Annotated in this window: 14 protein-coding genes; 8 read left to right on the top strand and 6 right to left on the bottom strand. The window is 39.3% G+C overall.

All coding sequences use genetic code 11. The annotated features are described in order from the left end of the window. The 8 genes from Q0O89_RS06345 to Q0O89_RS06310 all read left to right on the top strand — a co-directional run. The coding region (locus tag Q0O89_RS06345) for a glycosyltransferase family 8 protein (protein WP_293730879.1) at positions 1-848 on the top strand (848 nt) is incomplete at its 5' end. A 12-nt stretch (positions 849-860) separates the two neighbouring features. Next, positions 861-2,705 (top strand): Fe-S protein assembly chaperone HscA, encoded by a 1,845-nt coding sequence (gene hscA / locus Q0O89_RS06340; protein WP_293730878.1) that lies wholly within the window; start codon positions 861-863, stop codon positions 2,703-2,705. Positions 2,706-2,725: 20 nt separating this feature from the next. Further along, the gene (fdx, locus tag Q0O89_RS06335; RefSeq protein WP_273397241.1) at positions 2,726-3,067 is read left to right on the top strand and encodes an ISC system 2Fe-2S type ferredoxin; all 342 of its coding nucleotides are present in this window, start codon (positions 2,726-2,728) and stop codon (positions 3,065-3,067) included. Further along, complete coding sequence (gene iscX, locus Q0O89_RS06330) at positions 3,067-3,261, top strand: Fe-S cluster assembly protein IscX (protein WP_293730877.1); 195 nt, start codon at positions 3,067-3,069, stop codon at positions 3,259-3,261. The genes fdx and iscX overlap by 1 nt, the downstream gene beginning before the upstream one ends. Before the next feature lie 121 nt (positions 3,262-3,382). After that, on the top strand, positions 3,383-4,021 hold the full coding sequence (udk, locus tag Q0O89_RS06325; RefSeq protein ID WP_293730876.1) for a uridine kinase: 639 nt from the start codon (positions 3,383-3,385) through the stop codon (positions 4,019-4,021). A 9-nt stretch (positions 4,022-4,030) separates the two neighbouring features. After that, positions 4,031-4,615: a dCTP deaminase gene (gene dcd / locus Q0O89_RS06320; RefSeq protein WP_293730875.1), complete on the top strand. Its 585-nt coding sequence runs from the start codon at positions 4,031-4,033 to the stop codon at positions 4,613-4,615. 1 nt (position 4,616) lies between these two features. Next, positions 4,617-5,933: a hypothetical protein gene (locus Q0O89_RS06315; RefSeq protein WP_293730874.1), complete on the top strand. Its 1,317-nt coding sequence runs from the start codon at positions 4,617-4,619 to the stop codon at positions 5,931-5,933. Beyond that, the gene (locus Q0O89_RS06310) at positions 5,933-7,120 is read left to right on the top strand and encodes a sugar transporter (RefSeq protein ID WP_293730873.1); all 1,188 of its coding nucleotides are present in this window, start codon (positions 5,933-5,935) and stop codon (positions 7,118-7,120) included. Before Q0O89_RS06315 ends, Q0O89_RS06310 begins: the two co-directional genes overlap by 1 nt. Positions 7,121-7,175: 55 nt before the next feature. On the opposite strand, the gene Q0O89_RS06305 is transcribed toward Q0O89_RS06310, so the two are convergent. From Q0O89_RS06305 to Q0O89_RS06280, 6 genes are all read right to left on the bottom strand, one after another. After that, the gene (locus tag Q0O89_RS06305) at positions 7,176-7,940 is read right to left on the bottom strand and encodes a DNA-binding transcriptional repressor (protein WP_273403863.1); all 765 of its coding nucleotides are present in this window, start codon (positions 7,938-7,940) and stop codon (positions 7,176-7,178) included. 7 nt (positions 7,941-7,947) lie between these two features. Beyond that, complete coding sequence (gene gutM, locus Q0O89_RS06300; RefSeq protein ID WP_293730872.1) at positions 7,948-8,310, bottom strand: transcriptional regulator GutM; 363 nt, start codon at positions 8,308-8,310, stop codon at positions 7,948-7,950. 89 nt (positions 8,311-8,399) lie between these two features. Next, a complete protein-coding gene (gene fsa, locus Q0O89_RS06295; protein ID WP_293730871.1) occupies positions 8,400-9,065 on the bottom strand; it encodes a fructose-6-phosphate aldolase in 666 nt (221 codons plus the stop codon). A 54-nt stretch (positions 9,066-9,119) separates the two neighbouring features. Continuing rightward, positions 9,120-9,908 (bottom strand): sorbitol-6-phosphate dehydrogenase, encoded by a 789-nt coding sequence (gene srlD / locus Q0O89_RS06290; RefSeq protein ID WP_135709427.1) that lies wholly within the window; start codon positions 9,906-9,908, stop codon positions 9,120-9,122. A gap of 30 nt (positions 9,909-9,938) precedes the next feature. Next, a complete protein-coding gene (gene srlB / locus Q0O89_RS06285; RefSeq protein ID WP_293730870.1) occupies positions 9,939-10,307 on the bottom strand; it encodes a PTS glucitol/sorbitol transporter subunit IIA in 369 nt (122 codons plus the stop codon). A 55-nt stretch (positions 10,308-10,362) separates the two neighbouring features. After that, on the bottom strand, positions 10,363-11,352 hold the full coding sequence (locus Q0O89_RS06280; protein ID WP_115636784.1) for a PTS glucitol/sorbitol transporter subunit IIB: 990 nt from the start codon (positions 11,350-11,352) through the stop codon (positions 10,363-10,365). Positions 11,353-11,418: the final 66 nt, after the last annotated feature.

Here is an 11,418-nt window from a genome sequence, read left to right as displayed (position 1 = left end):
CAAACAAACAAACAAACAAACAAACAAACAAACAAACAAACAAACAAACAAACAAACAAACAATATTTTTAGCAGCAAATGAACGCTATGCGGATAAAGTATTAACAACCATTAAATCAGTTTGTGTTCATAATAAAAATATTGATTTTTATTTATTAAATAAAGATATTTCGCCTGAATGGTTTGATTATGTAAATCAGTTTTTAAAACAGATTGATTCTTTTCTTTTTGATGTGAAAGTGAATTATCAATTGGATAAATATAAAACTTATGAACATATCAATTCAGAAACAACCTATTTTAGATATTTTATATCTGAAGTGATTAATGATAGAAATGTGCTTTATTTAGATGCGGATTTAGTTGTAAACGGCTCTCTTGCGCCTTTATTTGATATTAATCTGACAGATTATTTTATCGCCGGCGCTTTAGACGATTTAGCACTAAATTTTTCTCAAAATGAGGGGATGTTCAATGCAGGTGTTTTACTCATTAATACAAAATTATGGCATGAGCAAAATATTCCTCAGCAGGCATTAGATATTACAGATAAATATTCGGAAAAATTAAGGGATGGAGATCAAGAGGTTCTTAATTTTTTATTTAAAGGAAAGTGGTTGGAATTAAATAATAATATAAATTACTTAGTAGGGGCAGAGTATCTTTATAACAAAAAAAATTTGCCTCAGTTTATTCATAGGCCGGCGGAGATACCGCTCATTTTACATTTTAATACTGCCTATAAACCTTGGCTTCCAATTAGTGATTTACCATTCAGAGAATATTATTGGTATTATTATCGCTTAACCTTTGATGAAATTATTCAAAAGCATAAACAAGAAATTTAAAAAGAGATAATTATGGCATTACTTCAAATCGCTGAGCCGGGACAAAGCGCAGCACCACATCAACATAAATTAGCAATTGGTATTGATCTTGGGACGACAAATAGCCTTGTGGCAGCTGTGCGTAGTGGTCAATCGACTATTTTGTTGGACGAGCAAGAACGACCATTAACGCCGTCGATTGTTCATTACGGTGATGAAATTACCGTAGGTTATGAAGCTGGTCGTCTAGCCGTACAGGATCCGAAAAATACGATTATTTCGGTAAAACGTTTGATTGGTCGTAGCCTGATGGATGTGCAACAACGTTACCCCAATTTGCCTTATGACTTTGCGCAAACGGAAAATGGTTTACCCTTGATTATGGCAAACAAAGGCGCGGTTAGCCCGATTGAAGTATCCGGTGAAATTCTAAAAAAATTGACCGCACTGGCGGAGAAGCGTCTAGGCGGTGAGTTACAAGGTGCGGTTATTACCGTACCGGCTTATTTTGATGATGCTCAACGTCAAAGTACAAAAGATGCCGCTAAATTAGCCGGATTAAATGTATTGCGTTTGCTTAATGAACCCACAGCGGCAGCAATCGCTTATGGCTTAGACAGTGGTCAAGAAGGGGTGATTGCAGTTTATGATTTAGGTGGTGGAACCTTTGATATTTCTATTTTACGGTTATCGAAGGGCGTATTTGAGGTGTTGGCGACAGGCGGTGATACGGCATTAGGTGGTGATGACTTTGATCATTTGTTAGCAGATTGGATTGCTGAAAAATCAAGTATTCAAGCACAAACGGAACAGCAAAAGCGGCAACTTATTGAATTAGCCACACAAACCAAAATAGCGTTAACAGAGAATCAAAGTGCGGTGATTTCTTATGAAAATTGGCAAGGGGAAATCAGTCGTGAAGAATTTAATACTTTAATTTCTCCGTTAGTAAAACGTTCATTATTAGCTTGTCGCCGCGCTTTGAAAGATGCAGGGATTTCTACCGGAGAGGTGCGTGAAGTCGTGATGGTGGGCGGTTCGACCCGTGTACCTTATGTGCGTGAGCAAGTGGGCGAATTTTTTGGTAAAACCCCATTAACTAGCATCGATCCGGATAAAGTCGTGGCATTAGGGGCAGCCATTCAAGCGGATATTTTAGTAGGTAACAAACCGGATAGTGAAATGTTGTTGCTTGATGTCATTCCGTTATCCTTGGGAATTGAAACCATGGGCGGTTTAGTTGAGAAAATTATTCCACGTAATACCACCATCCCAGTGGCACGCGCGCAAGAATTCACGACCTTTAAAGATGGTCAAACGGCGATGTCTGTACATATCGTACAAGGGGAACGCGAAATGGTAGATGATTGTCGTTCTTTGGCGCGTTTTACGCTACGTGGTATTCCAGCTATGGCAGCAGGCGCGGCACATATTCGTGTGACTTATCAAGTGGATGCAGACGGTTTATTGAGCGTGACCGCGATGGAAAAATCAACGGGGGTGCAATCGTCCATTCAAGTTAAACCTTCCTATGGGTTAACGGATGATGAAATTACGCAAATGCTCAAATCCTCGATGGAAAATGCTAAGCAAGATATTGATGCCCGTTTATTGGCGGAGCAGCGTGTAGAAGCTCGCCGTGTGGTTGAAGCCGTGCTTGCAGCGTTAGATCATGATCAAGATCTATTAAATGCAGAAGAATTAAGTGCGGTGAAAAATGCGTTAATTTCTTTAGAGCAACGACAACAAGGTACGGATATGCTTGCGATTAAACAAGGCATCAAAGACCTTGATCAAGCTACTCAAGAGTTTGCAGCACGCCGAATGGATAAATCTATTCGTCAGGCGTTAGCGGGTAAATCTGTGGATAATTTGTAATTTTTTAATAGGAAAGTGTTATGCCAAAAGTTGTTTTTTTACCTCATGAAGAATTTTGCCCTGAAGGCATGGTTGTGGATGCAGCAACAGGAGATAATTTGCTCGATGTTGCTCACCATGCAGGGGTTGAAATTCATCATGCTTGTGATGGATCCTGTGCCTGTACAACTTGCCATGTTGTGATACGTGAAGGGTTTGACAGTTTAAATGAAACGAGCGATCAAGAAGAAGATATGCTAGATAAAGCTTGGGGATTAGAAATGGAGAGTCGTTTATCTTGCCAATGTGTCATTGGTGATGAAGACTTGGTTGTGGAAATTCCAAAATATAATATTAACCATGCTAATGAGGCGGCACACTGATGAAATGGACGGATGCCCAAGAAATTGCGGAAATGCTTTATGATCGTGATCCTGATTTAGACCCGAAAACCGTCCGTTTTACGGACATGCATCGTTGGATTTGTGAGCTTGATGGGTTTGATGATGATCCTGAAGCGAGTAATGAGAAAATCCTTGAAGCCATTTTATTGAGTTGGCTTGATGAATATGAGTAGATAATGTTCAAGTGCGGTGAGAAAAGCGGATGTTTTTCACCGCACTTTGCTTCTTAACCCTATGAAAAATCCCTAAATTCCACTATAATTTCGCCTAATTTTAAGCAAATAGAGACACATTATGTCAAATTCATCTTGTATCATTATTGGTATTACCGGCGCGTCTGCTTCAGGTAAAAGTTCTATTGCCCATGCCGTTCATAGCGAGCTTTGTGCAGAATTGGGTTGTGAAGATATTGGAATTATTGCGGAAGATAGTTATTACAAAGATCAAAGCCATTTGGATTTTGAAACTCGAACTAAAACCAATTATGACCATCCTAATTCAATGGATCGCGATTTATTAATTGAGCATTTGAAAGCACTAAAAGCCGGAAAAGCAGTTGATATTCCTGTTTATAGCTATTCCGAACACACAAGAACCCATGAAATTACCCATTTTGAACCACGTAAAATTGTCATTGTAGAAGGTATTTTGCTTCTAACCGATGAGCGTGTACGTCAAGAATTGGCCATGTCTGTGTTTGTGGATACCCCTTTAGATATTTGTTTTATCCGCCGTTTACAACGAGATATGGTGGAGCGAGGTCGTTCTATGGAATCGGTGATTGAACAATATCGTGCGACAGTTCGCCCGATGTTTTTACAATTTATTGAGCCAAGCAAACAATATGCGGATGTGATTATTCCTCGTGGGGGTAAAAATCGCGTTGCGATTGAAATGCTAAAAGCGCAAATTTTAAAATTATTGGGCAAATAGGAGAGTGCAATGAGATTATGTGATACGGATATTGAGAAATATTTAGATGATGGCGTGATTACCATTTCTCCCCGTCCCGATAATAGTAAAATTAATGGCGCGACTATTGACTTGCGCTTAGGCAATTCTTTCCGTGTTTTTCGTGAATATTCTGCGCCTTATATTGATGTAAGTGGCCCGCGTGAAGAAGTGACTGCACAATTAGATCGTGTCATGAGTGATGAAATTATTATTGGGGATAACGAGCCTTTCTTTTTGCATCCTGGGGAACTTGCTCTTGCAACAACGATGGAAAGTGTCAAATTGCCTGCTAATATTATTGGCTGGCTCGATGGACGTTCCTCTCTTGCGCGTTTAGGTTTAATGGTACATGTTACCGCGCACCGTATCGACCCGGGTTGGGAAGGGAAAATTGTGTTAGAGTTTTATAACTCAGGTAAATTACCTTTGGCTTTACGTCCTAATATGATTATTGGTGCATTGAGTTTTGAAATTCTCAGCGGATATGCGGCACGTCCTTATAACGCACGTCAAGATGCGAAATATAAAAATCAACAAAGTGCGGTAGCAAGTCGTATTAATCAGGATCAGTAATATGATGAAAAAGTTAGGCATAGGGTTACTTGTGGTGGCTCTAGCCTTTTTTACTTTTTTATGGGTAAAAAAAGGCAAAATAGAAGATAAATTGACCGCACTTTTACATAATCAACCTGTGCAAATTGAGCAATTGTCTATAGGATTTTTGCCCTTACCAAATTTGTCATTGCAAAACGTAAAATATACCATTAACGAGCATCATCAACTCAATGCAGAGCGGCTGAATATTCAGCTGAATTGGTGGAGTGTCCTGCAAGGTGAACCTGAAGTCTCAATGATTAAGATAGCGAATGGAACATTATGGCGTGAGGCTATTCCGTTGCTAAAAAATATCAATAGCACTATTAAACCGGCTCAGTTTTCACTTACTCAAATTTCTACATTGATTGAACAATATAAAAATAGAGAAGCTCGGGATACATTGTGGCCCAAGATAAGTGTAGAACTCTCGGCAGTAAATCGTGAAAATGATCAATTTAATCTGCAAATTGACCAATTAACTACCACACCAAATGCAATAAATTGGCACAATCTTCAGGCTGAATTGAAATTACAGAATAAGCGTTTATTTAATACTCAGCAGTTGGTGATTTACGCCCAAAATGGGACATTAAACCAATTTGAGCAGCATTATAAAGTGCGGACAGATTTGACATTAAATAAGCTGCAATTTAATCACGTGGAAGGATGGATAGATTGGCGTTCTAATATAGAAGGTACTTTGAAATTGATAGGCTCAAATGGGGAAAATGCAGACTTATTTATTTCGCCGAACTTATTCCAATTAATGGGAAAACAACTTTCTGTACAAGCTGTGCTAGAAACATTGAATATACCTGTTTTAGTGACAGGTAAAGTGGATGCCCAAGTGCAATTATTCACTAACAATTTTTTACCCTATCAAGGTGAGATATTGGCTGAGATCACAAATGGGACGGTAAATGGTTTGAATTTATTGGAATTAATTAGCCAATACGCACCGATAAATTACGATGAAGACAAACTTTCCCAGGAAAAAACAACGACTTGGTTTGAGCGTCTTGCAATGCATTTTTATTGGGAACCAACGAGACTTCAAATTAAAAAGACAGAATTAATTCATCCACGTTTCGTCGTGCACAGTGTGGGCAATATCGATCTGATTCATGGGCAATGTGATGTGAATTCAGAGATCTCACTGAATGATACACAGTATGCCAACTTAAGGCTGCCAGTGCATTTCTTTGGTGATTGTAAATCGCCACAATATAAAGTGAAATTTAACCGCGCTTTTCGTGAACAATTAAAAGAATTTATTAGAGAGAAATTAAAATAATGCAAAAACATAAAAAAGCTGAACGTTTAGGTTATTTTAGGGTAGTGGCAATGGCATTTGCCGCTTTTATTTTTAATACAACAGAATTTGTTCCGGTGGCGCTACTTTCTGATATTGCTACAGGCTTTCATATGGAAGTCCAACAAGTTGGACTCATGATTACGGTTTATGCATGGATTGTTTCATTGGCTTCGCTACCTTTAATGTTAGCGACATCTACCTTGGAACGCCGCAGCCTACTCTTGAAACTATTTGTACTTTTTGTTGCAAGCCATATATTGTCTGTATTTGCTTGGAATTATTGGGTGCTATTGATTTCACGAATGGGCATTGCTTTCGCTCATTCTGTCTTTTGGGCAATTACTGCTTCTCTTGCCATGCGTGTTGCACCAAAAGGCAAACAAACTCAAGCACTCGGCATGATTGCTATGGGGTCAGCTATGGCAATGGTATTAGGATTACCTTTAGGGCGAATTATCGGTCAGTGGTTAGGCTGGCGTGCGACTTTTGCGGTAATTGGTGGTGCAGCATTCATCATTATGTTAATCCTCGCCAAATTATTGCCTCATTTGCCAAGTAAAAATGCAGGTTCTTTATCGAGTTTACCGCTTTTAGCAAAACGCCCTTTATTGCTTGGTATTTATTTGGTCACAATGATCATTGTTTCAGCTCATTTTACTGCCTATAGTTATATCGAACCATTTGTTAAGAATATTAGCAATATGGGCGAAAATACGGCAACAGCTGTGTTACTCATTTTTGGATTAGCCGGTTTTGCCGCAAGTTTTTTATTTGGACGGATTTACCGTTTTTTCCCTGCGAAATTTATCACTGTCGCTTCGGGTATTATTGCCGGTGCCTTGTGTTTGCTTTATATCATGAGCGATTACAGTTTAGCGATGTTCTTCTTGGTGTTTATTTGGGGAATTGGTATTTCAGCCATGACATTAGGTTTGCAAATGCGCGTATTGCAACTGGCACCTGATGCAACCGATGTGGCGACAGCCATTTTCTCTGGCATTTATAACATTGGTATTGGCGGAGGGGCTTTAATTGGCAACCAAGTGATGCAACATTTAGGCCTACAATATATTGGTTTTGTTGGTTCATTAATTGGTATTACGGCAATGCTTCTATTTATTACGATACATTTAAAATATCGACATACCTTAAGAAACCAGAATTAATACCTATGAAAAAAGACATAGTAGATGTTAGGTCTGCTATGCCTTTTGATTACCATTAGGCAATAATTACCTGAATACCTTTAGCCATTAGAGCTTGATGGATATCCTCTTTAATGTTGCTATCTGTAATGACAGTGGTGATTTTTTCCAAAGGACAGACAATATTCGGACTGCGGCGATTGAATTTTGTTGAATCGGTTAAAACAATAATCTCACGGGCTGCATGACACATTGCTTTACTTACGCCGTGGACTTCATTAAATGTTGTTAAACCGACATTTAAATCAAATCCATCGGTACCAATGAATAATTTATCAAAACTAAATTTTTCTACCGCACTTTCTGCCAAGATCCCATGAAAAGAACCTGATTTAGATCGATAGGTTCCACCACACATTAACAGTTCAAAATCCGTATTCAATGATGTCAACGCATTAATAATATGCAAACTATTGGTCATAATTGTCAGGTTTTCGAACTGAGCGAGATTAGGTACCATTTGAAGAACCGTACTGCCTTGATCCATAATGATGGAATCACCATTCTGAATCAAATCAGCCGCCGCCTTGCCAATTTTTATTTTTGCAGCAGCATTGATGGTAGTTTTATTTGTAATGGGTAAATCAATATCATCACCGGTTTGAGTAAGTACGACACTACCATAGGTTCGTAGCACTTTATTCTCATTTTCTAATGCAGTGAGATCTTTACGGATAGTGGTTCCCGTAGTTTGAAAATGTTCCGCAAGTTGTTCCACAGGCGTTCGCCCATGAATTTGTAGATAATCTAAAATAGCTTGTTGGCGTTCTCTTGGTTTCATTGCAAAATTATTTTACTTGAATGGCTTCGGCAAGGGCTTCTTGCGCATTTTTATTCATCGGAAAAATCACTTGCGGATCGATTTCATCATAATGCAAACCATTTAATTCGGGTATAGATTGCGGCTTTGAAAATACCGTCCATCCTTTCATTACGATATTATCGACAACATAGTGATTCTCATTAAAAGCAAGTGCAATGACAACTTTGGCTTTAAACCGTCCTTTAGTTCGACCTATCCCCACATTTCCTTGCTTACTCAGCAACATAAACGCTTGATTAAAACGATTAACTTGCCACCACCCCAGTATAATTTGTAGTACCCAAGCGATGATAGCTAAAAGAATAAAAACATTTGTTGCATTTGACATAGATTATCTCACAAGTTAAAAGAAAAAATTAGTGCTAATTCGCACAAAATGAAACAAGGTATCATTGAACTAAGTTTTGTTAATGACATTTAAACTAAACTCTGGCGCCCAAAAGTGCTTTTCCAGTCCATTTCAAATTGATCTACAGCAGCAAAGACAGCAGGATCGCTTAAAAATGACTCAGCCACATCGGGTGGAATGGTAATCGAACCACAGCCAATTAATAAACAATCTAATGCCTGACGTGGAGTGCGAAAACTAGCGGCACAAACTTTGGCATTAACCTGATGTTGTGTCAGTAAGGTTTGTAACTCAGAGACCGTTTCAATCCCATTACCGCCTTGCGCATCAATACGATTGACATAAGGTGCAATATATTTTGCTCCGGCTAATGCGGCTAAAAAACCTTGTGCCGCGCCATACACGGCAGTCCCTAAAGTAGGAATACCTAAGGTTGAAAGTGCTTTAATGGCAGCTAATCCTTCCGGAATAACGGGGACTTTAATAATAATATTGGGGAAACGCTCACGGAGCGCCAATGCGTCAGCAATGATTTGTTTTTCAGAACGCCCCATAGTTTGTGCAAAAAGTTGTTTATCTTCACCCAAAATGGCTTGAATGTCGCTTAATACGTCAAAAATTTCACGTTTTGATTTAGCAATAATGCTAGGATTGGTTGTCACCCCCGATAACGGTAAAGTGCGGTGAAATTTTTCAATGATTTTGACATCAGCCGTATCTAAGTAGAGTTCCATTACTATTCTCCAGAATAAATCGGGCGGAAGAGATTATCCGCCCAACGATATTAATTAAAACATCACTTGACCGCCAGTAATATTAATCGATTGCCCCGTACAATAGGAGGCGTCTTCACTGGCATAGAATTTTAAAACATTTAACACGTCTTGGTAATCACAACCGCGTTTGAGCGGCACTTTGTCGATATAAACTTGTTCCACTTCGCTTTCAGGAATACCCAATTTGGCTGCGTATTGCGGAATTAATGATTGGAACATCGGTGATTTTAATAAATTCCCTAACATTAAGGAATGAACGGTAATGCCTTTATCCGCTAAGTCCAATGCTAAAGATTGTGTTAAACCGACACCACCAAATTTTGCCGCACTATAACCTGAGTTATATTTGCTACCCACTTTACCTGATTTTGAGTTAATTTGAATAATCCGACCTTTTATTCCATCACGGATCATCAAGCGGGAGAAGTGTTTGGCTGACAAGAAATACCCCACTAAATTGACATTGACTGACACATTAAAATCTTTTAATTCAAAATCCCAAATCGGGGAGGCTTTTGCTGTCCCTGCACTATAAACCAGCAAATCAACTCGCCCAAATTTATCATCTGTGGCTTTGGCTAAAGCTTCTACGCTAGTTTCATTTGTGGCATCAACTTGAACCCCCAAGGCATTATCGTTACCATATTTACGATTAATCGTATCGGCAACATTATTCGCATTTTCACCATTTAAATCCGCTACCACGACGCGGTAACCTGCTTCTGCAAGTCCTTCCGATAAAAATGCACCAAGGGTTTGACCACCGCCAACAACAACGGCAACTTTTTTTACATCATTCATAATATTTTCCTTTCAATTTATAAAAATCTATCATTCAGCACGTTTAATTTTCAAAACGCTATTTTCTTTGACTGCACTTGGTATTTCACCAAGTACGTGAATCGTTCCTGGGTATTCAGCCGTGGTTGCGCCATCAAATCGCCAAGTGACATGGCCCAGTTCTTTCAAATTAAAGCTTGCTACGTCGCCAACCGCTGTAATGGGATAAGTGACACCATCAAATTCGGCAATATCGCCTACTTGTAAATCCGAGGTAAGTTCACCGTGGCTATGAATAAAGCAGTAATCTTCTAAATCAGCAGGTGCACCTTGTTTAAAGGTGATCAACATATTTTCCGCCAGTGCATCGCGTGCGAAATTGCCTACTTTAGTAAATTGAGTTTGATAAAGAATTGTCATTTTCGCTTTCCTTATTACTTCTAGAATGGGTGGGCGAGCAAGCCCACCTTGTTATTTATTGATAAATAAAGGCAGATACCGCCCAAGCTACCAATACGGTTGGCGCGCCTGTTAAGAAACGGCTCACTAATACAGAAGGTACACCGACGCGAACAGTATCTTGTTTAGCTTCCGCCATAGAAAGACCTACCGGTATGAAGTCACAAGCGGCTTGAGCATTAATGGCAAATAATGCTGGCAGCGCAAGAGCAGGCGGAATATTGCCTAAACCAATTTGAACTCCTACAAGCACACCAATGACTTGAGCAATGACTGCACCTGGCCCTAAGAATGGAGAAAGTAATGGGAATGAGCAGATAAGAGCCAGTGTCACTAACCCAATAGGGCTGCTAGCAAGTGGCGTTAAACCATGTGCAATCCAGTCACCTAAGCCTGATGCGATGATGATCCCGATTAATGCGGAAACGAATGCCATAAATGGCAGAATGGTTTTTAATACGGTATCAATAGTGTCTCGCCCCGCTTGGAAAAATACGGCAACGATAGACCCCATTCCCATACCAATACGCGCAAGCAAACCATCACTTTGTTCAGTAATTTTTTTCGAACTGTCGTAATCTTTGACCGCACTTTTTTCCACTTTAGGTGCTGACGCAGGTTCTGAAAGGGGAATATCTGCATCAATCAATTTGATGTTGTTGTCTTTTACTGCAGAAACATAAATATCTTCCACAATAAATTCCGCAAGCGGACCTGATTTTCCTGTAGCATGAATATTAATTGTTGGAATACGGCGTTTTGGATATAAACCACAACGTAATACACCTCCGCAATCAATGATCGCAATACCGATTTCTTCTGCTTCAGGTTCGCCATTTTTGAAACCATCTACCGCTTCCCATCCAGTCAATTCCACCAGTTTGTCAACAATACTTGGACGAGTGCCTGCAGTCATATAAAGAATTTTTTTTCCTTCAATAATTGGTAATGTTAAAGGACCACCCCAACCACCATTACCTTTTTCAATATAAATGGATTTTGTCATAATTTGTTACTCCTGCTTAAGTTGAGCCAATGCTCAAATTTCTTTATCTTGGCTCAACGCCACACT

It is taken from the genome of uncultured Actinobacillus sp. (assembly GCF_945915845.1).
In the GTDB taxonomy this organism is placed as follows: Bacteria; Pseudomonadota; Gammaproteobacteria; order Enterobacterales; family Pasteurellaceae; genus Exercitatus.
Note: the sequence above shows the minus strand (reverse complement) of the source record. Positions and strands in the feature narration are given on the sequence as shown.

Excerpts from the sequence above, each read along its gene's own strand:
- hscA (WP_293730878.1), top strand. The coding sequence starts at position 861 with ATGGCATTACTTCAAATCGCTGAGCCGGGACAAAGCGCAGCACCACAT.
- fdx (WP_273397241.1), top strand. The coding sequence starts at position 2,726 with ATGCCAAAAGTTGTTTTTTTACCTCATGAAGAATTTTGCCCTGAAGGC.
- iscX (WP_293730877.1), top strand. The coding sequence starts at position 3,067 with ATGAAATGGACGGATGCCCAAGAAATTGCGGAAATGCTTTATGATCGT.
- udk (WP_293730876.1), top strand. The coding sequence starts at position 3,383 with ATGTCAAATTCATCTTGTATCATTATTGGTATTACCGGCGCGTCTGCT.
- dcd (WP_293730875.1), top strand. The coding sequence starts at position 4,031 with ATGAGATTATGTGATACGGATATTGAGAAATATTTAGATGATGGCGTG.
- Q0O89_RS06315 (WP_293730874.1), top strand. The coding sequence starts at position 4,617 with ATGATGAAAAAGTTAGGCATAGGGTTACTTGTGGTGGCTCTAGCCTTT.
- Q0O89_RS06310 (WP_293730873.1), top strand. The coding sequence starts at position 5,933 with ATGCAAAAACATAAAAAAGCTGAACGTTTAGGTTATTTTAGGGTAGTG.
- Q0O89_RS06305 (WP_273403863.1), bottom strand. The coding sequence starts at position 7,940 with ATGAAACCAAGAGAACGCCAACAAGCTATTTTAGATTATCTACAAATT.
- gutM (WP_293730872.1), bottom strand. The coding sequence starts at position 8,310 with ATGTCAAATGCAACAAATGTTTTTATTCTTTTAGCTATCATCGCTTGG.
- fsa (WP_293730871.1), bottom strand. The coding sequence starts at position 9,065 with ATGGAACTCTACTTAGATACGGCTGATGTCAAAATCATTGAAAAATTT.
- srlD (WP_135709427.1), bottom strand. The coding sequence starts at position 9,908 with ATGAATGATGTAAAAAAAGTTGCCGTTGTTGTTGGCGGTGGTCAAACC.
- srlB (WP_293730870.1), bottom strand. The coding sequence starts at position 10,307 with ATGACAATTCTTTATCAAACTCAATTTACTAAAGTAGGCAATTTCGCA.
- Q0O89_RS06280 (WP_115636784.1), bottom strand. The coding sequence starts at position 11,352 with ATGACAAAATCCATTTATATTGAAAAAGGTAATGGTGGTTGGGGTGGT.